The sequence below is a fragment of the Vibrio sp. J383 genome (assembly GCF_023503985.1).
Classification (GTDB): Bacteria; Pseudomonadota; Gammaproteobacteria; order Enterobacterales; family Vibrionaceae; genus Vibrio; species Vibrio splendidus.
Genome location: NZ_CP097293.1, coordinates 799,903 through 823,971 on the forward strand (window position 1 = coordinate 799,903; position 24,069 = coordinate 823,971).

At 44.5% G+C, this 24,069-nt stretch carries 18 protein-coding genes and 1 other annotated feature; of the genes, 11 read left to right on the forward strand and 7 right to left on the reverse strand.

Annotated elements, in window-relative coordinates; all coding sequences use genetic code 11:
• Positions 1-46: 46 nt before the first annotated feature.
• Both M4S28_RS03635 and gltB read right to left on the reverse strand, forming a co-directional pair.
• A complete protein-coding gene (locus M4S28_RS03635) occupies positions 47-1,516 on the reverse strand; it encodes a glutamate synthase subunit beta (RefSeq protein ID WP_004734985.1) in 1,470 nt (489 codons plus the stop codon).
• Entirely contained in the window at positions 1,516-6,063 is a 4,548-nt protein-coding gene (gene gltB, locus M4S28_RS03640; RefSeq protein ID WP_004734986.1) for a glutamate synthase large subunit, read from the reverse strand. Before gltB ends, M4S28_RS03635 begins: the two co-directional genes overlap by 1 nt.
• Positions 6,064-6,593: 530 nt before the next feature.
• On the opposite strand from gltB, the gene mnmL reads away from it, so the two are divergent.
• The 4 genes from mnmL to M4S28_RS03660 all read left to right on the forward strand — a co-directional run bounded on the left by mnmL (position 6,594) and on the right by M4S28_RS03660 (position 12,398).
• Positions 6,594-7,547 carry a tRNA modification radical SAM protein MnmL/YtqA gene (mnmL, locus tag M4S28_RS03645; protein WP_249632326.1) on the forward strand — a complete coding sequence of 318 codons (954 nt, stop codon included), beginning with the start codon at positions 6,594-6,596 and terminating at the stop codon, positions 7,545-7,547.
• Positions 7,548-7,638: 91 nt separating this feature from the next.
• A complete protein-coding gene (locus M4S28_RS03650) occupies positions 7,639-9,390 on the forward strand; it encodes a sensor domain-containing diguanylate cyclase (RefSeq protein ID WP_017077703.1) in 1,752 nt (583 codons plus the stop codon).
• Between the two features lie 151 nt (positions 9,391-9,541).
• On the forward strand, positions 9,542-11,947 hold the full coding sequence (gene arcB / locus M4S28_RS03655; protein ID WP_249632327.1) for an aerobic respiration two-component sensor histidine kinase ArcB: 2,406 nt from the start codon (positions 9,542-9,544) through the stop codon (positions 11,945-11,947).
• A 7-nt stretch (positions 11,948-11,954) separates the two neighbouring features.
• The gene (locus M4S28_RS03660) at positions 11,955-12,398 is read left to right on the forward strand and encodes a hypothetical protein (protein WP_004734990.1); all 444 of its coding nucleotides are present in this window, start codon (positions 11,955-11,957) and stop codon (positions 12,396-12,398) included.
• A 204-nt stretch (positions 12,399-12,602) separates the two neighbouring features.
• Here M4S28_RS03660 and arcA read toward each other — a convergent pair whose 3' ends face one another.
• Both arcA and M4S28_RS26525 read right to left on the reverse strand, forming a co-directional pair.
• A complete protein-coding gene (gene arcA, locus M4S28_RS03665; protein WP_004741534.1) occupies positions 12,603-13,319 on the reverse strand; it encodes a two-component system response regulator ArcA in 717 nt (238 codons plus the stop codon).
• Positions 13,320-13,691: 372 nt separating this feature from the next.
• A complete protein-coding gene (locus tag M4S28_RS26525; protein WP_004734992.1) occupies positions 13,692-13,850 on the reverse strand; it encodes a hypothetical protein in 159 nt (52 codons plus the stop codon).
• A gap of 47 nt (positions 13,851-13,897) precedes the next feature.
• Between M4S28_RS26525 and M4S28_RS03670 the strand changes: the two genes are divergently transcribed.
• On the forward strand, positions 13,898-14,383 hold the full coding sequence (locus M4S28_RS03670) for a putative 4-hydroxy-4-methyl-2-oxoglutarate aldolase (RefSeq protein WP_004734993.1): 486 nt from the start codon (positions 13,898-13,900) through the stop codon (positions 14,381-14,383).
• A 29-nt stretch (positions 14,384-14,412) separates the two neighbouring features.
• Here M4S28_RS03670 and M4S28_RS03675 read toward each other — a convergent pair whose 3' ends face one another.
• Positions 14,413-14,889, reverse strand: a complete 477-nt coding sequence (locus tag M4S28_RS03675; protein WP_017077706.1) for a DUF7840 domain-containing protein — start codon at positions 14,887-14,889, stop codon at positions 14,413-14,415.
• A gap of 316 nt (positions 14,890-15,205) precedes the next feature.
• Positions 15,206-15,324 (forward strand) — a sequence feature (Thr leader region).
• A gap of 29 nt (positions 15,325-15,353) precedes the next feature.
• Between M4S28_RS03675 and thrA the strand changes: the two genes are divergently transcribed.
• From thrA to thrC, 3 genes are read left to right on the forward strand one after another with little or no spacing between them, the layout of a single operon-like run.
• Positions 15,354-17,813, forward strand: coding sequence for a bifunctional aspartate kinase/homoserine dehydrogenase I (gene thrA / locus M4S28_RS03680; RefSeq protein ID WP_249632328.1), 2,460 nt, complete (start codon positions 15,354-15,356; stop codon positions 17,811-17,813).
• Positions 17,814-17,830: 17 nt separating this feature from the next.
• Complete coding sequence (gene thrB / locus M4S28_RS03685; RefSeq protein ID WP_004734996.1) at positions 17,831-18,787, forward strand: homoserine kinase; 957 nt, start codon at positions 17,831-17,833, stop codon at positions 18,785-18,787.
• On the forward strand, positions 18,784-20,067 hold the full coding sequence (thrC, locus tag M4S28_RS03690; RefSeq protein WP_004734997.1) for a threonine synthase: 1,284 nt from the start codon (positions 18,784-18,786) through the stop codon (positions 20,065-20,067). The genes thrB and thrC overlap by 4 nt, the downstream gene beginning before the upstream one ends.
• 78 nt (positions 20,068-20,145) lie before the next feature.
• Here the strand turns inward: thrC and grcA are convergent, their stop codons facing one another.
• Positions 20,146-20,523: an autonomous glycyl radical cofactor GrcA gene (gene grcA, locus M4S28_RS03695; protein ID WP_004734998.1), complete on the reverse strand. Its 378-nt coding sequence runs from the start codon at positions 20,521-20,523 to the stop codon at positions 20,146-20,148.
• Positions 20,524-20,849: 326 nt separating this feature from the next.
• On the opposite strand from grcA, the gene nfo reads away from it, so the two are divergent.
• The 3 genes from nfo (at position 20,850) to M4S28_RS03710 (ending at position 23,480) form a co-directional block, all read left to right on the forward strand.
• Positions 20,850-21,758: a deoxyribonuclease IV gene (nfo, locus tag M4S28_RS03700; protein WP_061024544.1), complete on the forward strand. Its 909-nt coding sequence runs from the start codon at positions 20,850-20,852 to the stop codon at positions 21,756-21,758.
• Positions 21,759-22,161: 403 nt separating this feature from the next.
• Positions 22,162-22,842: a uracil-DNA glycosylase gene (gene ung / locus M4S28_RS03705; protein ID WP_249632329.1), complete on the forward strand. Its 681-nt coding sequence runs from the start codon at positions 22,162-22,164 to the stop codon at positions 22,840-22,842.
• A gap of 86 nt (positions 22,843-22,928) precedes the next feature.
• A complete protein-coding gene (locus M4S28_RS03710; RefSeq protein ID WP_004735001.1) occupies positions 22,929-23,480 on the forward strand; it encodes a hemerythrin domain-containing protein in 552 nt (183 codons plus the stop codon).
• A gap of 150 nt (positions 23,481-23,630) precedes the next feature.
• On the opposite strand, the gene M4S28_RS03715 is transcribed toward M4S28_RS03710, so the two are convergent.
• On the reverse strand, positions 23,631-23,819 hold the full coding sequence (locus M4S28_RS03715; protein WP_004735002.1) for a DUF3545 family protein: 189 nt from the start codon (positions 23,817-23,819) through the stop codon (positions 23,631-23,633).
• Between the last annotated feature and the right edge of the window lie 250 nt (positions 23,820-24,069).

Here is a 24,069-nt window from a genome sequence, read left to right on the forward strand (position 1 = left end):
TTGCTTTTCCTCTAGGCTAACGTCATCGACGTTAGCCCGAGAAATATTATGCGGAAAGCATGAGTGAATCAGCTTTCGCTTCTAAGTTTGAGTTACCCATTAAGAAGTCATCAATGGCAATTGCACATTCACGACCTTCATTAATACAACGTACAACCAGAGACTGACCAGTACGCATATCACCAGCAGCGAAAACGCCTTTCTGGTTCGTCGCAAAACCTTCAGAAGCGACGTTACCGCGCTCGTCCAGTTTAATGTCTAGTTGAGCAAGCACGCCTGTAGGCTCTGGGTGTAAGAAGCCCATTGCAAGGAATGCCATGTCACATGGAATAACACGTTCAGAGTTCGCTACTTCATCAAAACCTGGACGTTCGCCTGGTTTTGCGTCTTGCCAAACGATGTCAGCGATACGTAGACCCGTTACTTGACCTTGATCGTCGCTAATGAACTCTTTGGTTAAGATGTTCCAATGACGTTCACAACCTTCTTCGTGAGAAGTGGTGGTTTTCATGATCATTGGGTATTGAGGCCAAGGCATATTTGCAGGGCGTTTCTCTGGTGGGATCGGCATGATCTCAACTTGAGTAATGCTTGCTGCTTTATGACGGTTTGATGTGCCTACACAGTCAGAGCCCGTATCACCACCACCGATAACCACAATGTGCTTATCTTTAGCGTGAAGCTCTTCTGTCTTAAGATCTAAGTCGTTGGCACGGCGATTATTTTGACCAAGGAATTCCATGGCAAAATGAACGCCTTTAAGCTCACGACCTGGGATTGGTAAGTCGCGTGGAACCGTAGAACCACCCGTTAGCAGTACCACATCAAACTCTTGGCGTAACTGTTGAGCATTAACATCAACACCGATGTGTTGGTTAACTTTAAATTCAACGCCAGCTTCAGCCATTAGGTTGATCTTACGATCAATCACGTCCATGCCCAGTTTGAAATCTGGGATACCGAAGCGAAGTAGACCACCCACTTTCTCGTCACGTTCAAATACCGTTACCGAGTGACCAGCACTGTTTAGTTGCTCAGCTGCGGCTAAGCCTGCAGGGCCTGAACCGATAACTGCGACAGTTTTACCTGTGCGAGAGCGTGGTGTTTTAGGCTTTGCGTACCCTTCACGGTACGCAGTTTCTACAATCGTTTTCTCGATATTACAGATAGTGATTGGGTCTTGGTTGATGCCAAGAACACAGGCACTTTCACAAGGAGCAGGACAAACACGACCTGTAAACTCTGGGAAGTTATTGGTAGAGCTAAGAATGTTCCAAGCCTCTTCCCAGCTGTCGCGATAAACCGCGTCATTGAATTCTGGGATGATGTTACCAATCGGACAGCCGTTGTGACAGAAAGGTACGCCACAGTCCATACAACGAGATGCTTGAGTATTGATCTTTTCACCAAACTCTTCGTTAAGTACGAACTCTTTGTTGTCTTCAATTCGAACTGATGGGTCGAGCTTCTTTGGAAGCTCACGACCGTGTTCTAAAAATCCAGTAGGCTTACCCATTATACTGCCTCCACTTCTTCCGTTTGTGCCTGTTGTGCTTCAGCTTTACGCTTTTGAAGAACCGCTTTGTAGTCGCGTGGCATTACTTTAACTAGCGATGCAACACTTGCTTCAAAGTTGTCTAGGAAAGACTGAGCAACTTCACTTCCTGTGAATTCAACATGCTTAGTTAGCATATCTAGTAGAAGATCTTTATCTTCTTGTTCAATTGGATCTAGGTCTACAAGTTCTGCGTTGAGCTTAGTCTCGAAGTCACCTGCTTTATCCCAAACATAAGCGACACCGCCACTCATACCTGCAGCAAAGTTACGACCCGTTGAACCAAGGATAATTGCCGCACCGCCAGTCATGTATTCACAACCGTGGTCACCAACACCCTCAACAACAACCTTCGCACCAGAGTTACGAACACAGAAACGTTCGCCAGCCATACCGCGAATAAAAGATTCACCAGAGGTTGCACCGTAGAAACATACGTTACCCACCACGATGTTATCTTCAGCAACGATAGTAGATCTTGCATCTGGGTACAGTACCAACGTACCGCCAGACAGACCTTTACCCCAGTAATCGTTCGCGTCGCCTTCTACTTCGAACTTAACGCCTTTCGCAAGGAACGCACCGAAAGATTGACCAGCACTACCGTGGAACTTAACGTTCATTGGCTGTGGTAAACCTTGGTCTTTGTAAACCTTCGAGATTTCGTTCGACAGCATCGTGCCTGCTGAACGGTCCGTGTTGATGATAGGGAACTGAGCGGTAACCGCTTCACCTTTCTCAAGCGCTGGGATTGCAGCCTGAATCAACTTACGGTCTAGAACGTCTTCAAGATTATGATTCTGTGTTGTCTGGTTGTAGATACCATCTTCTGCACGAGCCTGCTCAATGTGCAGTACCGGTGTTAGATCTAGGTTCTTGTACTTCCAGTGACCGATGTCATCACGAACTTTAAGTTTGTGCGATTGACCAACCATCTCATCAATAGAGCGGAAGCCAAGTTCAGCCATTACTTCACGTAGACCTTCAGCCATGTATTGGAAGAAAGTGACTACGTCTTCTACGCGGCCGTCGAAACGCTCACGAAGAGTTTTGTTCTGTGTTGCGATACCAACAGGACATGTATTCTTGTGACACTTACGCATCATGATACAGCCTTCAACAACTAGAGCAGCTGTTGCTACGCCCCATTCTTCAGCGCCAAGTAAGGTTGCGACTGCAAGGTCACGTGGTGTTTTCATCTGACCATCAGACTGAACAACGATACGGTTACGTAGGCCGTTTTTCAGTAGTGTTTGGTGCGTTTCCGCTAGACCCAGTTCCCAAGGCAGACCGGTGTGACGGATAGAAGACATCGGAGATGCACCCGTACCACCATCAAAACCTGCGATAAGTACCACGTCAGCTTTCGCTTTCGCTACACCAGATGCAATCGTACCTACGCCTGCTTCTGATACTAGCTTCACGTTGACACGGCCGTTACGGTTCGCGTTTTTCAGATCGTAGATCAGCTGAGCCAAATCTTCGATTGAGTAGATATCGTGGTGTGGCGGTGGAGAGATAAGACCTACGCCCGGAGTCGAGTGACGCGTTGCGCCTATCCAGTCATCAACCTTATCACCAGGTAGTTGACCACCTTCGCCAGGTTTCGCACCTTGAGCCATCTTGATTTGCAGCTCATCAGCGTTAGATAGGTAGTAAGACGTTACACCAAAGCGACCAGAAGCCACCTGTTTGATTGCTGAACGTTCCCAGTCGCCATTTTCTTTACGCTCGAAACGTGCTGGATCTTCACCACCCTCGCCTGAGTTTGATTTCGCGCCAATGCGGTTCATCGCGACAGCCAGTGTTGAATGAGCCTCATGCGAGATTGAACCGAAGCTCATTGCGCCTGTTGCGAAACGCTTAAGGATTTTCTCAATAGGTTCTACTTCAGCTAGAGGAATAGAGCCTGCTGGGTTCTTGATGAAATCAAGTTGGCTACGTAGTGTTGCTGCGTTGTCGCCTTGAGCATCAACGGCGTTCGCGTACTTCTTGAATTGACCGTAATCTTTGTTACGCGTCGATTCTTGAAGTAGAGAAATGGTTTCTGGGTTGAATAAGTGCTTCTCACCACGTTGTTTCCACTGGTAAACACCGCCAACATCAAGAACTTGAGCTGGGATTTCACGAGCTGGGTAACCAACACGGTGACGAACTAATACTTCTCGTGCGATATCGTCGATCGTTAGACCTTGGATACGAGAAACTGTACCAGTGAAGTATTTTTCAACCACTGATTTGCTAACACCAAGTGCTTCAAAGATTTGAGCGCCGTGGTAAGACTGCAGCGTAGAGATACCCATCTTCGAGAAGATCTTCAATAGACCGCCGTTAACACCCTTACGGTAGTTATCGAATAACTCACGTGGATGAACGTTTGGATCTAGCTTCTTAGTACGTTGCAGTTCAACAATCGTTTCGATAACTAGGTATGGGTTAACTGCGTTTGCACCGTAACCAATTAAGGTTGCAAAGTGGTGTGTCTCACGAGCATCGCCCGTTTCAACAACGATGTCACACTTAGCACGTAAACCTTTACGGATTAGGTGGTGGTGAACCGCGCCAACCGCCAGCATTGCTGGAATAGCGGCATGGTTAGAGTTAACCGCACGGTCAGTTAGTAGGATGATAGAGTAGCCATCAATAACCGCATCTTCTGCATATTGGCAGATACGTTTAAGTGCGCGCTCTAACTTACCTTGGTCTCCGTTTGCTTGGAATACGATATCCAGCGTCTTCGATTGAAGGTGCTCGTTATCGATTGCACGCAGTTTTTCTAACTCTGAGTTAGAAAGAACAGGAGACTCAAGTTCTACTTTTTGACAGTGTTCAGGTGTTTCAGCAAGTAAGTTCTGATCTTTACCTAGGTAAGTGTTCAGAGACATAACCATACGCTCACGAATCGGGTCGATCGGCGGGTTAGTTACTTGTGCAAACAACTGCTTAAAGTAGTTTGAAAGGTGCTGCGATTGATGAGAAAGAATCGCTAGCGGCCAGTCAGCACCCATTGCAGAAAGTGGCTCGTAGCCTGTTTTTGCAAGAGGGAGAATGATTTCGTTTACTTCTTCAGAGCTCACACCAAACGATTGTTGTTTATGAAGCAGTTTCTCTGGAGAAGGTTGGTTAAATTCGTTGCTCGCATCGGGTAGCTTTTTCAAGCTCAGAAGGTTCTCTTCAACCCATTTTTCGTAGGGTTGCGATTTAGCGATACCGTCTTTCACTTCTTCATCAGAAATGATGCGACCTTGCTCAAGGTCAGCAACGAAGATACGACCAGGTTGTAGACGACCACGGTATTCAACGTTTTCAGGTGCGATCTCAACAACACCAGACTCAGACGCCATCACTAGGAAGTCGTCTTTAGTTACTGTGTAGCGAGAAGGACGCAGACCATTACGGTCAAGAGTTGCACCAACTTGAACACCATCGGTGAAACATACTGACGCTGGGCCATCCCATGGTTCCATTACGTTCGCGTGGTACTGGTAGAACGCACGACGAGTTGGATCCATGTTTTTGTTTTCTTGCCATGCTTCCGGGATCATCATCATCAACGCATGTGGCAGAGTACGACCTGAAAGAACAAGTAGCTCAAGCGCCATATCGAAGTTTGATGAGTCTGAGCTACCTTCTTGACAGATAGGAAGCAGCATGTCGATTTCAGCTTGTGTAAACAGATCCGATTCTAGGATTGCTTCACGTGCTTTCATCCAGTTCAGGTTGCCGCGAACCGTATTGATTTCGCCATTATGCGCGATGTAACGGAAAGGCTGAGCTAGACGCCAACGAGGGAATGTATTGGTAGAAAAGCGAGAGTGTACAAGTGCTAGAGCTGTCACCATGGTTGGGTTTTGCAGATCTAGGAAGTACTGAGGAACTTGTTCAGTTGTTAGCTGACCTTTGTACACCAATGTCTTGTAAGACATTGAGTTGATGTAGAAGTCATCACCGATATTTGAAACGCTTTCTAGGCATACACGAACCGTGTAGTTACGTAGAACATACAGTTTACGCTCAAGCTCTTCTGGTGTGATACCAGGGCCGCCAGAAATAAATACGTGTTCAAATTGAGGTTCAGTGCTTAATGGGTCAGCACCAATCATTGAATTGTCAGTTGGAAGTTCACGGTAGCCGATAACTTCTAACTCAAGGCGTTGTGCATTGCGTTCTAGAATGTCACGACACTGTGCACGTTTGTATTCATCTTTAGGGAAAAGTACAACACCAACACCATATTTTTCAAAAGATGGCAGTTTAATTCCAAGCTTTACGGCTTCTTCTAGTAAGAATTCGTGCGGCTTCTGTAGCAGGATACCTGCACCATCACCAGAACACGGATCGCAGCCTTGGCCGCCACGGTGTTCCATACGTGCAAGCATATCGAGTGCTTGAGTTACTACATCATGAGATTTGCGATTCTTTAGATGCGCAACAAAACCGATACCACAAGCGTCATGCTCCAATTCAGGAGTATACAGACCCTGTGAGTTCTGCTCTTGATCTACCATAGATACATCCTTCCAGTTAAATCTAGGCGCAACTTATTTGTATTAAGTTAGCCTTGTCCTTTTATATTTATGGGTCTAAACCTGCCTATGCTGGCGGTTTGAATCCTTTCCGTATCTCGCAGGAAAAGTATTGCGAGAAAAACAATCCTTAGTGATATCCGTTTATTTTTAGCCACAAACTAGTGGTTTATATAGGTGGGATATGGGTATCACCGACTTATTGGCAAGTTTTAGATGTAAGTAAATACTCAAAAATAGCCAATATGTGTAAGTATCCTACAATTTTGTCTAGGCGAATTGCAATGAAAGTTGGTCCATGTAGACCATTTTTTTCGTTTTATTTTGAATTTAATGTCTAACAAATGTGCAACATTAGGCAAATAGAGCCGATTTTTTGCATGTTTATTGATATTTGATAGGTTGCTCGCAAAAAGCCTTGCGTAAACTAATTGGTCGAATTTTGCAGGGATGTAATTTTTTTTCAGAAAAAGACTGAGATTCATTTTTATTTACTTGAGCACTTTGAAAATATGCAATTACACGAGTTGGTTAATACTATCGGCCAAGACCTTCAACGTCGTTATGGCGAAAAGGTTCACAAGCTGACACTTCATGGTGGTTTTAGCTGCCCAAATCGAGACGGCACAATTGGTCGCGGTGGTTGCACTTTTTGCAATGTGGCGTCTTTTTCCGACGAACAAACTCAGATTCAAAGTATTGCCGATCAATTAAAAGACCGCGCGGGTGAGGTTGCTCGTGCTAAGAAGTATCTTGCTTATTTTCAGGCATACACCAGCACTTATGCTGAAGTGCAGGTGCTCAAGAATATGTACGAAGAAGCCCTTAAAGCTCCGGGTGCCAATATTGTTGGCCTTTGCGTTGGTACAAGGCCCGATTGCGTGCCTGATTCTGTATTGGAGCTGCTGTCGGGTTACGTGAAACAAGGCTATGAGATTTGGCTAGAGCTCGGGCTACAAACGGCTAATGATAAAACCCTCAAGCGAATTAACCGTGGCCACGATTTCGCGGTGTATGAAACGATCACTCGGCGCGCTCGTGCTTTGGGGATCAAGATATGTACTCACCTTATTGTGGGCCTGCCCAAAGAAACCAAAGCGGATAACCTTGAAACTTTAGATAAGGTATTAGCCGTTGGCACCGACGGTATTAAGCTGCACGGGCTCCATATAGTAGAGGGCAGTACCATGGCTAAGGCGTGGAAGGCCGGAAAGCTAGAAGCACCAAGCCTTGAGGAGTACATTGATATCGCGACTGAGGTGATTCAACGGACTCCAGCAAACGTGGTTTATCACCGAGTATCTTCTGCGGCGAGACGCCCAACGTTACTCTCTCCTTTGTGGTGTGAGAACCGTTGGTTGGCGATGACTGAGATTGGCCGTTCGCTTGATCGAACTGGCGCACAAGGCATCAAAACTGGCTCTGCATTCGAGTACACACTGCCCGTTTTAAACGCGGTCAATTGATAGAAAATGGTGACTGTCGGTAACAGCAGATAAAACCAACAAATAGTGGTAACATTTCCCTCACAGATTTTATGGTATAGATTGAGAGTAAATGGAACTGGTAATGACTTGGTTGTGGGACAGGGCGTATGGCTACGGTATTTATATCGTTGTTGTATTGCTGATTGCTCTCATCTGCTGGCATCTTTATTCACGTTATCAGTCGCATCTTGAAAAACTTCTACTCGCTACTCCATCGCCACTCTACTTTGTTGATGTTCGAAGTGGAGAGATCTTATATGCCAATCGCCAAGCTATGCAGCTGCTTGGTATTCGCCAAATTGGCGTTAACTTTCGATTCCCTACCGTTGAAAGCGAGAATAGCTTTCGTCATTACTTAACCAATCACATTAACTCTCGATCATTTGAGCAGGTCTCCCTGTGGGCGCTGTCTGAATTTGAGTCCTTTAAGATCAATTTGGTTGGCCGCAGGATCCGTTTTAGAAGCAAGAAAGCGTGGATGATTCACGCATCACCGTATAAAAATACAGATGAAGAGGTGTCCCAAGAAGTTCGTGAGCTTAATGTCGCGCGTACCGCTTTGGATTCTTTATCTGAGCTGATCTATGTAAAAGATCAAAAGGGCGAGTTGGTGACGAGTAATCGCTCGTTTAAAAAGTTTTGGCATGGTCGCTCAGAAGAGGGCACTTTGAGTGTTTCTGGCGGGGCTTTAAAAGGTCGAGTCAGTGAACGTTCGTGGACAACGGATCAAGACGGTAAGGGTTGTTTGCTTGAAACTTACCAAAGTGTCTTGCTCTCGCAAGATGGATCAACCATAGGTACGCTCTCAATTAGCCATGATGTGACCGATTGGCACGACATGCAGCAAAAGCTGCGCGGCGAAATGGAAAAGCGAAAAGATACTGAAGTCGCGCTTGCCCAACGTGATACCATCCTCCAAAACATCTTGGAAGCGAGCCCTGACTCGATTGGTATCTTCAACGAAAATATGGTTTACCAAGCATGTAATAAGCCATTTGTGGCTGCGCTGGGTATCTCTGAAGTGAGTGATTTAGTCGGTAAGCGCCTGCAAGATGTGGTGCCTAATAGTATGTATATGCGTATTTCAGACACCGATCACCAAGTGCTTCATCAAGGTAAGTCATTACGCTATATCGATAAGGTCGTCTCTAGTGATGGCGAATACACTTGGTATGATGTGGTGAAATCACCGTTTAGGGATCTGGCATCAAGCACTAATGGTGTGTTGATCATGGCGCGTGATATTACAGAACGTTACCTTGCGGAGCAGAAACTTGAAGAAGCCAACCTTGAGCTTGAACGTTTGAGCTTCATGGACAGCCTGACTCAGGTTTCCAACCGCCGTCGCTTTGATGAACAGCTTTCGACGCTGTGGCATTATCATGTGCGTGAGAAATTACCACTGACGATTATGCTGTGTGACATCGATTTCTTTAAAGGTTACAACGATTTTTACGGACATCAACAAGGTGATGATGCTCTGATCCAAGTCTCTCAGGCATTTAAGCAGGTGCTGAACCGTTCATCGGATTGTGTGGCTCGTTACGGTGGTGAAGAGTTCGGCTTTATTCTACCGAATACCACGGCTGAGGGTGCTCAGCTGGTGGCACAGCGTATCCATGATGGGATCCTTAAATTGGAACTGGCGCATGAGAAATCGAATGTCTCTGAATTCATCACGGTGAGTATTGGTATTATCTCTTACATTCCGACACCTGATGATGAAATGGATTCGGCGGTTGCCTTGGCTGACAGTGCGTTGTATCAAGCTAAATCCGACGGTCGAAACCGTTCGATGGTGCATCCTTCCTCAATTCGATAAGCGCATTTATCTCTTGCTACCCCTCTATTTATCCCACTTATCTGTTTTAAACAATATAACTGTAGCTCTCTTGCTGCGTGTGATGTAGCTAGCTTACCTCCTCTCTTTAAACAGGGTAGAATATTGCTAGTCTTATCGCATGGAGCGTTAAATGAAACCCATGAAAAATCTCGCTCAGTATTACGTGGATCTACTCGTAAAACTGGGGATTGTCCGCTTTTCTATCTTACTCGCCTTAGCGCTTGTAGCCCTCGCAGTTGTTGTGCAAGTGGGTATAACCCTCGCACTCAAAGGTAATGTTGATGATATCGACATTGTCCGTTCGGTTTTCTTCGGTTTAGTGATCACGCCTTGGGCGGTTTATTTCCTATCAGTGGTCGTAGACCAGCTGGAAGAGTCTCGTCAAAGGTTGGCGAAATTGGTCTCTAAGCTTGGTGACATGCGAGAGCGAGATCAAGAGCTCAACAATAAACTGCAACTCAATATCGAGAAGCTTAATCAAGAAATTGAAGAGCGTGAAAAAGCGGAAGAAGCGCGCGCAGAGGCAATGCATGATCTCGAAAATGAGGTGTTCCAGCGTGAACGAACTCAGCTTGAACTCGCAGAGCGTACGGCATTGCTACGCTCGTTTATCGATGCCTCTCCTGATCTTATTTACTATCGCAATGAAGATGGTGTGTTCTCTGGTTGTAACCGTGCAGTTGAAGAGCTTACTGGCAAGACAGAAAAAGATCTCGTTGGCTTAACGCCTTGGGATGTTTATAGCAAAGAGATCGCTCAACAAGTTGTTGAAACCGATAAGAAGGTGTTTGCTGACAACCAAGCACTGACTTATGACCAATGGTTGGAATATCCTGATGGTCGTAAGAGCTACTTCGAACTGCGTAAGGTGCCTTTCTACAGTAAAGAAGGTCGTCACTTGGGCTTGGTCGGTTTTGGCCGTGATATTACTGAGCGTAAAGAGCATCAAGAGTCACTGGAGAAAGCTAGTCGTGATAAGACCACCTTTATCTCAACCATTAGCCATGAGTTAAGAACGCCGCTCAATGGCATCATCGGCTTGAGTCGTATGTTGTTGGATAGCCAACTGACAACCGAGCAGCGCAAGCAGATGCAAACCATCAAGGTGAGCGCGGTGACATTGGGTAATATCTTTAACGATATTATCGATATGGACAAATTTGATCGTCGTAAACTTGAGTTATTCCCAACTCCGCTCAACTTTGAAGATTTCGTTGTCGAAATCGAGAGTATTTCTGCGTTAATGGCAGAGCAAAAAGGGTTAAGGTTTGATCTTGAAAGGTTATCGGATCTTCCTGCTGCGGTCGAAGTGGATGGTACTCGTCTTAGACAGGTGTTGTGGAACCTTGTTAGTAATGCCATGAAGTTCACCAAAGATGGTGGTGTGGTGATGACAGTCAGCGCTGAAATTGATGGCGACTTTGCCAACATCACCATGGAAGTAGAAGACACCGGGATTGGTATTCCTGAAAGTGAAATCGAGAAGATCTTCGCGATGTACTACCAGGTGAAGTCGGGAACAGATAATCTACACGCTGTCGGTACTGGTATTGGTCTTGCCGTGTCTCAACAGTTGATCAATATGATGGATGGTCACATTGAAGTCACCAGTGAAGAGGGCTTTGGTAGTACCTTTACGGTTTCGATTCGAGTGCCTGTTAATCACGATACTCAGGCTCTGATCAAAACGCCAAGAAAGCAGTCCAATCTTAAGATCTTCATGGTCGAAGATATTGAGCTTAATATCACAGTAGCTCGCTCTCTACTTGAAAGCCTTGGTCATGAAGTGACAGTCGTAATGACGGGTAAAGAGGCGCAAATCGTTTTCAACCCGAAAGATTATGACTTGGTATTACTGGATATCCAGTTACCAGATATGACGGGCTTCGATATTGCTCAATACTACCGCGAGAAATATAGCAAACTGCCGCCTTTGGTGGCATTAACCGCGAACGTATTAAACAACAAGCAAGAGTACTTCCAGAAAGGCATGGACGAAGCGATCAGTAAACCACTGTCGGTTCGTGCAATCCAGGATGTCATCAGCGATCTTATCGAGGATGCGCCAGAGGCTATTGAGAAAGCCAAGGGTATTGATACAGCAAAGAATGTTGAAAAAGTAACCGGTATTGAGAAAGTAACCGGTGCTGAGAAAGTAACAGCGAGTAAGCCTGCTCTTTCAACGATTGATACCACTTTGCTTGATATTGATATGCTAGAGTCTTATGTTGACATTGTCGGGTCGAAACCGGTTTTGGACAGCATCGTGATGTTTGAAGATATGATGCCGGAATATATGGAAATATTGAATTCCAACATGGTGGCGAAAGATCAAGACAGCATCGTTTCTGAAGCGCATAAGATTAAAGGTGCGGCAGGTTCAATTGGCCTGAAGCGCATACAGCAAGTTGCTCAGAAAGCTCAATCTCCAGATATACCTGCGTGGTGGGAGAACATTTCAGATTGGGTTGATGAAATAAATAACGAATACCAGAATGACATTGAAGTCTTAAAGAGTTGGTTAAATCAAAGGTAGAAGAATAATGAAAAAATTAGCATTCGCCGCATGTGTCGTGGCATTAGCGGGTTGTTCTGCACCACAAGTAGAATGGCAGCAAGATAACCAAGTAGAAATATCTGCAGCGACAGTCACAATGAAAAGCAACCTGTGGCACAACAAGATGCCTACGATTGGAGAGGCTCAAGATAAGACTCTGCACGGTTCTATCTACCTAGAGTCTGACTCACAACTACCAGCAACGCTTGCGGTTGAGAGTGTGACGGTTAAACAGGGGGCGGATACCTTGTTGGTAACAGCTGACGATCTTGATTTAAGAACACACAGTGAAACTCAGTGGGAAGTCGCTTTTGTATGGCAGCTAGAGATCGACAGTGATAAGCCTGTTGATGTTGCGATTGAACTCAAAGACGGCGAAACCGTGAAGTGGCTGGTTGAGAAAGACGTTAAGGTTGATACGGTTTACTAAAACCTTAGCGATCAATGAACAATAAAAAAGGGAGAATGCGTTGGCATTCTCCCTTTTTAATCACTATTGATTACGCTTCGACTGTTAGGAGTACTATTGGTTTATAAGTACTATCAGTTTATAAGTACTAACGGTTTAGAAGTGCTATCGGTTTAGAACAGCTAACCGATGACAAGAACTAAACGGCCCGAAGCGCGAATCGAATTAGTCTTCTAGGTCACCACAAAAGCGGTAGCCTTCACCGTGAATCGTTGCGATGATTTCTGGCGTACCAGAAACAGACTCAAAGTGTTTACGAATACGACGGATTGTTACGTCTACAGTACGATCGTGTGGCTTAAGCTCACGGCCAGTCATCTTCTTAAGAAGGTCTGCACGTGTTTGGATCTTACCTGGGTTCTCACAGAAGTGAAGTAGAGCGCGGAACTCTGAACGAGGTAGCTTGTAGCCTTCGCCATCTGGGCTAACCAGAGAACGACTGTTGATGTCTAGTACCCAACCATTGAACTCGTACTTCTCAACGCTACGCTTTTCTTCTTGAACAGAGCTTGTGCTCATTGAACGGTTCAGAAGGTTGCGTGCACGGATAGTCAGTTCACGAGGGTTGAAAGGCTTAGTGATGTAGTCATCAGCGCCGATCTCTAGGCCAAGGATCTTATCAACTTCATTATCACGACCCGTTAAGAACATAAGCGCTACATTTGCTTGCTCACGTAGTTCACGCGCAAGTAGTAGGCCATTCTTACCAGGAAGGTTGATGTCCATAATTACAAGGTTAACTTGGTTGTCAGATAGCACTTGGTGCATCTCTTCACCGTCGCTAGCCTCAAAAACAGCATATCCCTCTGCTTCAAAAATACTCTTTAGAGTGTTACGAGTTACTTGCTCATCTTCAACGATAAGAATCTGCGGGGTTTGCATTTGGCGGTACCTAAATTTGTGACGAAACTGTGCTAATAGAATAAATTCTAGGCAAAAACATAACATACAGGTAATGTATTTTTGATGATAACTTAAAGTTTTCAAAAAAACACTTACTTCCAGCTATCTGCCTTCCTTGAAGTATTGCCCAATAACGTAGATCCAGTACGCCTTTCAATCATTCTGTTAGTGATTGCAGTGGATTCTATAATGTTAACAGCATGCTAACAACGCGAGAATGTTAATTCCATTCACTTTGTTGATTTACATCAATTGCCGTATCGCAACAAACTTTAATAGTATGGCTACAACTTAACCAATGTTATGGTGATTATTTAGCAGCAAAACTAGAATGATTATTCGAGATAGTTCTCACATCTCGCTTGCTAAAGACCAGATTTTGAACCAAGGAAGCTGAAAGCTGTCCTTAGAGTCTAGTAGATAAATATGCGCAATCAACTCTAATTCAATATTAAATTGAGCATAGAACAATGAAAACAAAGGATTAATTCTAACAACATATAAAAGCATAGAGGCACACCCGCATTAGACGGCAACGCCTTACTCACGGAGGATATATGCACGATATAACACCTGATTTGTGTGACGAGTTTGAAAGCAAAGTCACCCAACTGAACATGCCATTGCAGAACTTCGGTCAACGTGGCGCGTTCTGGGGAAAAATTGTAACAGTTCGTTGTTATCACGATAATTCCAAGGTTCGCGAGGTTTTAGAGACTGACGGCAGTGGCAAAGTGCTCGTCGTAGACGGTAATGGTTCGTGTCAGAAAGCACTGCTTGGTGATCAATTGGCGATTCTAGCTATAGAAAACGGTTGGGAAGGCGTCATTGTGAATGGTGCGGTTCGTGATGTAGCGATGATGGCGCAGATGGATCTTGGTATTCAAGCGCTTGGGGCATCACCATTTAAAACCGAGAAGCACGGTGTTGGGCAAGTTAATGTCACGCTCACGGTACACAATCAACTGATTCAGCCTGGTGACTATATATATGCTGATTGGAATGGTGTGTTAATTTCAACGGAATTGTTGATTGAATCTTAACGGGCTTAACAATCAAGAAGTGAGATAGATTAGAAACGAAATCCTAATCCCACTTCAACACCTTGCTGCCACTCTTCATAATCAAGGGTGGCATGCAAATCTAGATTGTCGGTCAGTTGTACTCGGCTTGAAACCTCAGCGGCGACCGACTTTTCACTGTCCTCGGTTTCATCTTTATAAGTGTGCAGAGAACTGTTGAAAGAGACTCTCTCTGAGAATTGATAGCTGACACCACTCAAGAATCCACTCTCATATTTTAGTGAATCACTATTAATACGTGTACCGACATAAAGATCTACATCGGCAAACAGACTGTAAGAATAGCCACTATCGACTTTCCAAGTGTCAAAGCTTTCACTTGATGCATTTTGTGTGGAGATAAAAAACTTATGGGCAGAACGATCGATTTGACTGGGTAGCAAAGGCAAATTGTTTAACAGAGGTAGGCTGTTCGCTGAACAAACAACAGGCATAGCAAAGGCTAAAAGAATAAGTAATCTCTTCACTTCCCACTCCTGATGTCATTATTATTGTTCTTCGAACGTTATCGTTCAATTAAAGCACAAGATCTGTACGTTCGCTGCACAATCGATATAGCATTTTGTTATGGCTATATATGCAATGGGTTAACTTTGTTGTTCTGATATCAAACCCAACCTTTGAATTGTAGGCTTATAGCCGCTGTTTTATCCCTGAAATGGCGGTTTGCTCTGAAAAATGATGCGAATGTAAAAAAAACGCAACTTTTCATTGACGTCTAGTGGTAAAAATTGATACACGTAGAGTAAAGCACAAGCAGAGAATTTGATATGCAGCACTTAAGCCACCTAGTAATGACCACCACCATTATTATTACCGACATTCACATTGTTGGGGCAGGCTGCTAAGTAACGGATTTTAAAAAAAAGGCCTGTATCCAACAAGATACAGGCCTTTTTTTGTACCATTTTTATGACTTATGGAGAAAAGGATGCGCGTTTTAAAGTTTGGAGGTTCATCATTAGCTGATGCAGATCGTTTTTTACGAGCGGCTGATATCATCGCTAATAATGCCCAGCAAGAAGAGCTAGCCGTTGTACTATCGGCTCCAGGAAAAACAACCAATAAGTTGGTCGCTGTTATTGAAGCAGCACTAAAAAATGGTGAAGCAGACGTACAGATCACCGAGATCGAATCATCATTCGCAGCATTGTTTGCAGAGATTCAAGCTGTATTGCCGTCAGTCGATGGCTCTGCATTTCAAGAGCAGGTCGATACCTCTCTTGCTCAACTTAAGCAGTTCGTGAATGGTATTAACCTACTGGGTATGTGCCCAAATCACGTAAATGCTCGCATCATCAGTAAAGGTGAGCGAATTTCAATCCAGTTGATGAAAGCGGTACTTGAAGCGAAAGGCCAACCGGCAAGCCTGATTGACCCAGTTCAATACCTATACGCTAAAGGTGACCACCTTGAAGCGATGGTCGATGTGGATGTTTCAACTCAGAACTTCCGTCAATCACCGCTTCCACAAGGTCACGTGAACATCATGCCGGGCTTTACGGCTGGTAATGAAAAAGGTGAGTTAGTAACGCTTGGTCGCAATGGCTCTGATTATTCAGCAGCGGTACTCGCGGCATGTCTACGCGCTGATTGTTGTGAGATCTGGACAGATGTCGATGGTGTTTACAACTGTGACCCGCGTTTAGTGGATGATGCTCGTCTTCTTAAATCGCTAAGCTATCAAGAAGCGATGGAGCTTTCTTACTTCGGCGCTTCGGTTTTACATCCGAAAACTATCGCTCCGATCGCGCAATTCCATATTCCTTGCCTAATCAAAAACAGCTTCAACCCACAGGGTGCAGGTACTTTGATCGGCCAAGACACTGGCGAAGATAACCTAGCAATCAAAGGCATCACTACGCTAAGTGACCTAACGATGGTTAACGTATCAGGCCCAGGTATGAAGGGTATGGTAGGCATGGCGAGTCGTGTATTCGGCGCGATGTCTTCTGCCGGCGTTTCTATTGTCCTTATTACTCAATCTTCTTCTGAGTACAGCATCAGCTTCTGTATTGAATCAGCTGACAAAGTGAAAGCGAAACAAGTGTTGTCAGACGCGTTTGAACTTGAACTTAAAGATGGCCTATTAGAGCCTGTTGAGTTCATGGACGATGTCGCGATTGTTACGCTAGTGGGTGACGGTATGCGTACATCACGTGGCGTTGCTTCTCAGTTCTTCTCTTCTTTAGCTGAAGTGAACGTCAACATCGTTGCTATCGCGCAAGGTTCTTCTGAACGTGCGATCTCTGCGGTTATCCCTGAAGACAAAATCTCTGAAGCGATCAAAGCGTGTCACGAAAACCTATTCAACTCTAAGCACTTCCTTGACGTATTCGTTGTTGGTGTTGGTGGTGTTGGTGGTGAGCTTGTTGACCAGATCCAACGTCAACAAGGCAAACTGGCTGAAAAAGGCATCGTGATTCGCGTATGTGGTTTAGCAAACAGCAAAGGCTTGTTGCTAGATAGCGATGGTCTACCGCTAGAGCAGTGGCGTGATCGCATGTCGAGCGCGACAGAAGAGTTTAGCTTAGCGCGCTTAAATGCACTTGTTCAACGTAACCACATTATCAATCCAGTATTGGTTGACTGTACGTCTAGCGAAGGCATTGCGGCGCAATACGCTGATTTCCTAGCGGCTGGTTTCCACGTGGTAACACCAAATAAGAAAGCAAATACAGCGAGCATGGCTTACTACCATCAGCTTCGTGAAGTTGCACGTAATTCACGTCGTAAGTTGATGTACGAGACAACAGTAGGCGCAGGTCTACCGGTCATCGAAAACCTACAGAACCTAATTTCTGCGGGTGATGAACTTGAGAAATTCAACGGCATTCTTTCTGGTTCACTGTCTTACATCTTCGGTAAGCTTGATGAAGGTATGACACTGAGCCAAGCAACCAATATTGCAAAAGATAACGGCTTTACTGAACCGGATCCTCGTGATGATCTGTCTGGTATGGACGTTGCGCGTAAGCTGCTTATTCTTGCTCGTGAAGCGGGTATGGCACTTGAGCTTGAAGATGTTGAAGTTGACCAAGCATTGCCACCGGGTTTTGATGATTCAGGCACGGTTGAAGAGTTTATGGCTCGCTTGCCAGAAGCGGATGCTTACTTCCAAGAACAGTCAGCGATCGCAGCAATAGAAGGCAAAGTACTTCGTTATGTTGGTGAAATCGCCGATGGTAAGTGTAAAGTTCGTATCGCAGCTGTTGATGGCGACGACCCAATGTTCAAGATTAAAGATGGCGAGAACGCATTAGCATTCTACAGCCGTTACTACCAACCGATCCCTCTAGTATTGCGTGGTTACGGTGCGGGTACTGAAGTTACAGCAGCAGGCGTATTCTCTGATGTGATGCGTACTCTTGGTTGGAAATTAGGAGTTTAGGAATGAGTTCAAGTGATATGGATGTTGTTGTTTATGCGCCTGCATCAATCGGCAATGTCAGTGTAGGGTTTGATGTGCTGGGGGCAGCTGTGTCTCCAGTGGATGGCACGCTGCTCGGTGACCGAGTTATGGTTAAAGCAGGTGATGAATCATTCTCACTAAAAACAGCAGGCAGTTTTGTTTCTAAGCTGCCAACTGAAACCAAAGAAAACATTGTCTACGACTGCTGGGTTGTGTTCTCTCGAGAGCTTGATAAAAAAGGCGTTGCGGTTAAGCCTTTGGAAATGACACTAGAAAAGAACATGCCTATTGGTTCTGGTTTAGGTTCAAGTGCCTGTTCAATTGTCGCGGCACTGGACGCTTTAAACCGTTTTCATGGTCAGCCACTGAATGAAACTGAATTGCTTGCTCTGATGGGTGAAATGGAAGGTAAAATTTCAGGCGGTATCCACTACGATAACGTTGCACCCTGTTACCTTGGTGGTGTGCAATTAATGCTGGAAGAGCTAGGTATCATTAGTCAAGAAGTACCGTGTTTTGATGACTGGTACTGGGTAATGGCGTATCCGGGCATTAAGGTTTCAACGGCCGAAGCGCGAGAGATTCTACCTTCTCAATATCGTCGCCAGGATGTCATTGCTCATGGTCGCCATTTAGCGGGTTTCATCCATGCTTGCCACTCTGGTCAGCCAGAGCTAGCCGCTAAGATGATCAAAGACGTGATTGCTGAACCATATCGTGAGAAACTGCTTCCAGGGTTTGCTGATGCGCGTAAATACGCAACCTCAGCTGGAGCGCTTGCTACTGGGATCTCCGGTAGTGGCCCAACTCTATTTAGCATTTGCAAAGAACAAGATGTCGCCGAGCGTGTTGCACGCTGGTTAGAACAAAATTATGTACAAAACGAAGAAGGATTCGTCCACGTTTGTCGCTTAGATAAGCAAGGTTCGATCGTTACAGGAAGTGAGTTATGAAGCTGTACAACATCAAAGAAAATGACGAGCAAGTCTCTTTTGGCCAAGCCGTTCGTCAAGGTCTAGGCCGCAATCAAGGTCTATTTTTCCCATCTGAACTACCAAAGTTTGATGACATCGATGCGCTGCTAGCAGAGGACTTTGTCCCTCGTAGTTCAAAGATTCTCTCTGCTTTAATCGGCGATGAGCTACCAAAAGAACAGGTTGCTCAATTGGTAGATGCGGCGTTCCAGTTCCCTGCACCTATCAAGCAAGTAAAAGATGGTGTTTACGCACTTGAGCTTTTCCACGGCCCAACACTCGCGTTTAAAGATTTTGGTGGCCGCTTTATGGCTCAATCTTTAGCCGCGGTTTCAGATGGTGGTCAAATCACTATTTTAACGGCAACATCAGGTGATACTGGTGCGGCGGTTGCGCACGCTTTCTACGGTATGGAAGACATCAATGTTGTGATCCTTTACCCGAAAGGCAAGATCAGCCCACTGCAAGAGAAGCTGTTTTGTACGCTAGGTAAGAACATCCATACTGTGGCGATCGATGGCGACTTTGATGCGTGTCAGGCGCTAGTGAAAGATGCATTTGACGATGCTGAGCTGCGTAAAGAGATCGGTCTTAACTCGGCAAACTCTATCAACATCAGCCGTTTAATGGCTCAGATCTGTTACTACTTTGAGGCGGCTTCTCAGCTGACTAAAGAGCAACGTGAAAACCTAGTTATTTCTGTACCAAGTGGTAATTTTGGTAACCTTACAGCAGGTCTACTCGCTAAAGCACTAGGTCTACCTGTGAAACGTTTCATCGCAGCAACCAATGAAAATGACACGGTTCCTCGTTACCTAGAAACAGGACAATGGGATCCAAAGCCAACGGTAGCAACAACATCAAACGCGATGGACGTGAGCCAACCAAACAACTGGCCTCGTATCGAAGAGCTTTGCCAACTGAAAGGTTGGGGCTTAGATACACTAGGCAAAGGTAAGGTATCTGATGAGCAGAGTGCTGAGTCAGTACGTGACCTAAAAGCACAGGGTTACCTATGTGAACCACATGGTGCGATTGCTTACCGTCTACTGGAAGAGCAACTGCAAGAGAACGAAACTGGTCTGTTCTTGTGTACTGCACACCCAGCGAAATTCAAAGAAGTGGTTGATGATATTTTAGGTACGGATATTGAACTGCCAGGCCCGCTAGCAAAACACGCGGCGATGGAGTTGTTATCTGAAGATCTTGATAATGATTTTGAAGCGCTAAAAGTAGTGCTTCGTCGAGTTCAACCGTAACGTACATCTGTATTGTTGAACAAATAAAAACGGCGCTCAATGAGCGCCGTTTTTGTATTCTAATTCAAGCTCTAAAAATTATAGAGACTCAGTGAACGTACGTGCGATAACGTCACGTTGTTGTTCAGTCGTTAGAGAGTTGAAACGTACAGCGTAACCCGATACACGGATAGTTAGCTGTGGGTAGTTCTCTGGGTTAGCAACTGCATCTTCTAACGTTTCACGCTTAAGAACGTTAACGTTTAGGTGTTGACCGCCTTCGATGCGTGGTGCTGCTTCGATTGCAACTTCACGGCTTTCGTAGTCGCCTAGGTCTGCAGCTGAGATAACTTGGTCAGCTTCGAAACCTGCAGTAGCAACAACACAACGAGCTTCATTCTTTTCGTTGTCTAGTAGCCAGATTGAGTTTAGTAGGTCATCGTTTGCTGCTTTAGTAATTTGAATACCTTGGATCATAACTATCTCCTAGTCCACTGAATGTGGTTTGATTATGGTGTTAACTTTCGATTTTTGTTGAGCTGGGTAATATATACCTAATATCTGTAAGGTTAACATTGATTTAAGTCAAAAAACAACCAAAAACCATATTTTTACAAAGGTGATTATATTGAGGTAAATCAATAAAACCTTTGAAAACAAAGTAATTACAAAATATTTTAAAGTATAAAAAATATTTAACAGTCTTATTTGTTGTAAGTTTACTACATTTGTTGTGTTTTTATTGAACTACAAACGATACGACCCTTTATTTATTAAGCATTCTGAAAGTGTAAAGTGATTTAATGACAAACAATAATTCATCCTCAAAACCTCAAACCAATATTAAGTTTATTGGTGCTCATGTGTCTGCTGCTGGTGGTGTTGATCAGGCGCCAATGCGCGCAAGAGAGATCGGTGCCAATGCTTTTGCGCTGTTTACCAAAAACCAAAGACAGTGGGCAGCAAAGCCGCTGGAAGCGAAAACCATTAGTGCGTTTAAAGCCAACTGTAAGATGTTGGGCTTTAGTGCTGAGAATATTCTTCCTCATGACTCCTACCTTATTAACCTAGGAGCACCAGAAGAAGAGAAGCTAGAGAAATCACGTGCGGCTTTTATTGATGAAATGGAGCGTTGTAATCAACTTGGACTCACGCTTTTGAATTTTCATCCTGGGAGTCATTTGAAGAAAATCTCAGAAAGCGAATGTTTGGCCAAGATCGCTGAATCGATCAACTTGGCTCACCAAGCGGTGCCTGATGTAATTGCAGTGATTGAGAATACCTCAGGGCAGGGGACTAATCTGGGTTGGAGATTTGAGCACCTAGCAGAGATCATCGACCAAGTAGAAGATAAGTCGCGTGTCGGTGTGTGTTTAGATACTTGCCATACGTTTACGGCCGGTTATGACTTACGAACAAAAGAAGCGTGTGAGCATACTTTTGCTGAGTTCGAGCGCATTGTGGGTATGCACTATCTAAGAGCAATGCACATCAATGATTCAAAAGCTGAGTTTGCGAGCCGAGTCGATCGACATCATTCTTTAGGAAAAGGCGAAATTGGCTGGGATTGTTTTGAGTATATTGCCTCGGATTCTCGCTTTAATGGTATTCCTCTTATCTTGGAAACCATTGATTCGACGATCTGGAAAGAGGAAATTCAACAACTTAGAATGTTCCATCGCTCAGCAACGCTAGCGAGCGAAGAAGCGTAATAATAGAGGGGGAGATTTATTTCCGTCTATTTCTAATAATTGGCACCTTTCTTTCATAGTATTAAAGTGAATATGTAGTTCACGATGTCTTAGAGGAGGTGCCTTTATGTATTCAATCACCCAAACTTCAATTTCAACTGTTGCTGTCGCCAGCCGTTTACCAACACCAAACCGTCACGTGCATAGTCATGGCCACCATCGTACACAGCAGAAAAGTGGTTAATCGAGATAAACACAACTTGAACTGATTATTATGATTCATCAACAAGTGAACCCTACACATCATGTTTATTGATAGCTGTATGAGGTATAACTAGAGCCTTATTTAGGACAGTTAGCCGATACAGCTATTTTTTTGTCTGGTGAAAGCCCCTAGAAACCTTGATGATTGGGAAGTAAAACGATGAGCGCACCAAAGAGTTGGGAATCCATTATTAATGATGAACGTGACAAAGAGTACTTTCAGAGTGTTCTCGCTTTTGTCGAACAGCAACGTAATAGTGGAAAAACCGTCTACCCTCCTCAAGAGCAAGTGTTCAGTGCTTTCGATATGACGCCTTTTGAGTCTGTACGCGTGGTTATCCTTGGGCAAGACCCTTATCACGGCGCTAAGCAAGCTCACGGTTTAGCATTCTCTGTGCTACCTGGCGTTAAAATTCCACCGTCTCTACGTAATATGTACAAAGAACTCGCACAAGATATAGACGGCTTTGAGATCCCGAGTCATGGTTACCTCGACACTTGGGCATCTCAAGGGGTGTTAATGTTGAATACGGTACTGACAGTAGAAGAGGCAAAAGCACACTCACATGCCAAGTGTGGTTGGGAAACCTTTACCGATACCATCATTGCTGAGCTGAATCAGCGTTCTGAGCCGATCATCTTCTTACTGTGGGGCGCGCATGCCCAGAAGAAAGGCCAAGCCATTGATGCAGACAAACATCATGTGTTGGTTGCACCTCATCCATCGCCATTATCAGCACGCCGTGGTTTCTTCGGTTGTCAGCATTTCTCGATGACCAACGAACTACTCTCTTCTATTAATCAACAGCCTATCGATTGGACATTACCACTGGCACTGTAGGTTGGTGGTTTTCTGAGCAGGGTCAAATCATAAATGAGCATCTTCGTATACACTTGTAAATAGTAGGTGTAATGGAGTGCAATACTATGATGATTGAAAGGATAAGACGAGAGCATGGCTATATGGCTCGTTTGCTCGCGATACTCAACAATAAGTTAGAGCATCTAAAACAAGAGCGAGAAATAAACTATAGCTTGATCGCAGAGGTGGTTCATTATCTCATGAACCATTCAGATAAGGTGCATCACCCTAAAGAAGACGTTATTTATCGTTACTACCTCAAGCAATATGGCAGCGATCAAATGATTGAAGACTTGGAGCTGGAACATCAATTGCTTTCTGAGAAAACCGCGGATTTTTTAGGTGTGGTCGATATGATCCTCCAAGATGCGGTTGTTCCTCAGCAAGTCTTTATTGAGCAGCTTGAAGCCTTTGTTAAAGCTCAACGAAAGCACATGGAATATGAAGAGAAGCATGTGTTACCGATGATTGTGAAGGCATTCACGGTCAAAGATTGGCAAGAAGTAGAGTCTCAATGGCTTCAACCGGAAGACGACCCTGTCTTTGGAGAGACAATTGCCGATCAGTACCGCCAACTTGCGGCTCGTGTTCGACAGAATGAGCAAGAGTGCGTTTAGCCCGTTGTCGTATTGAAACGCTGCTATTATTAGGCGCTCTCTATTAAGACGTTCGCTTTCAAATTGTGCTCTAAATCGAAGAGTGGTTTCATACAATAAAAAAGGCACCTACATAGGTGCCTTTTGCTATCTGATTTCTTGTCGTGCAGATTAAAGCTTTATATCATCAAGGCTAAAATCGAGACCGAGATTCATCTCTCTGAGCTCTTTCTCAAGCTGTCTACGATCGTTGATTGCCTCGATTTCACGCCATTTACGCTTGAGTGGTTTCGAGCGAGTTTTTTGAGTTGCACGAGGCATTTCTAGTTCTGATAGTTCATCGAATTGAAAGCTATCCATAAGCCATATCTCCTTCCGTGGGAATCGTTCTTACGAACCATTAAATATCATATTTAGGTTCACAATAACCTTGATTTGTTTCTCATTTGTTTCAAATCTATGAAGGTTTTGTTCTGTTTTCTTATGCATGCTCACACATTGTGGGGATTTTTATGTACAAAAAACAAGCAAACAAACCTAAGTAAACGATTAAATTAGGGGTTATGGAATGTTAATTCATTGTGCGAATGGAATGGTATTTTTACTACAC

Excerpts from the sequence above, each read along its gene's own strand:
- mnmL (WP_249632326.1), top strand. The coding sequence starts at position 6,594 with ATGCAATTACACGAGTTGGTTAATACTATCGGCCAAGACCTTCAACGT.
- arcA (WP_004741534.1), bottom strand. The coding sequence starts at position 13,319 with ATGCAAACCCCGCAGATTCTTATCGTTGAAGATGAGCAAGTAACTCGT.
- gltB (WP_004734986.1), bottom strand. The coding sequence starts at position 6,063 with ATGGTAGATCAAGAGCAGAACTCACAGGGTCTGTATACTCCTGAATTG.
- M4S28_RS03635 (WP_004734985.1), bottom strand. The coding sequence starts at position 1,516 with ATGGGTAAGCCTACTGGATTTTTAGAACACGGTCGTGAGCTTCCAAAG.
- M4S28_RS03715 (WP_004735002.1), bottom strand. The coding sequence starts at position 23,819 with ATGGATAGCTTTCAATTCGATGAACTATCAGAACTAGAAATGCCTCGT.
- M4S28_RS03650 (WP_017077703.1), top strand. The coding sequence starts at position 7,639 with ATGGAACTGGTAATGACTTGGTTGTGGGACAGGGCGTATGGCTACGGT.
- ung (WP_249632329.1), top strand. The coding sequence starts at position 22,162 with ATGAGCGCACCAAAGAGTTGGGAATCCATTATTAATGATGAACGTGAC.
- thrC (WP_004734997.1), top strand. The coding sequence starts at position 18,784 with ATGAAGCTGTACAACATCAAAGAAAATGACGAGCAAGTCTCTTTTGGC.
- M4S28_RS03670 (WP_004734993.1), top strand. The coding sequence starts at position 13,898 with ATGCACGATATAACACCTGATTTGTGTGACGAGTTTGAAAGCAAAGTC.
- arcB (WP_249632327.1), top strand. The coding sequence starts at position 9,542 with ATGAAACCCATGAAAAATCTCGCTCAGTATTACGTGGATCTACTCGTA.
- nfo (WP_061024544.1), top strand. The coding sequence starts at position 20,850 with ATGACAAACAATAATTCATCCTCAAAACCTCAAACCAATATTAAGTTT.
- grcA (WP_004734998.1), bottom strand. The coding sequence starts at position 20,523 with ATGATCCAAGGTATTCAAATTACTAAAGCAGCAAACGATGACCTACTA.
- thrA (WP_249632328.1), top strand. The coding sequence starts at position 15,354 with ATGCGCGTTTTAAAGTTTGGAGGTTCATCATTAGCTGATGCAGATCGT.
- M4S28_RS03660 (WP_004734990.1), top strand. The coding sequence starts at position 11,955 with ATGAAAAAATTAGCATTCGCCGCATGTGTCGTGGCATTAGCGGGTTGT.
- thrB (WP_004734996.1), top strand. The coding sequence starts at position 17,831 with ATGGATGTTGTTGTTTATGCGCCTGCATCAATCGGCAATGTCAGTGTA.
- M4S28_RS26525 (WP_004734992.1), bottom strand. The coding sequence starts at position 13,850 with ATGCTTTTATATGTTGTTAGAATTAATCCTTTGTTTTCATTGTTCTAT.
- M4S28_RS03710 (WP_004735001.1), top strand. The coding sequence starts at position 22,929 with ATGATGATTGAAAGGATAAGACGAGAGCATGGCTATATGGCTCGTTTG.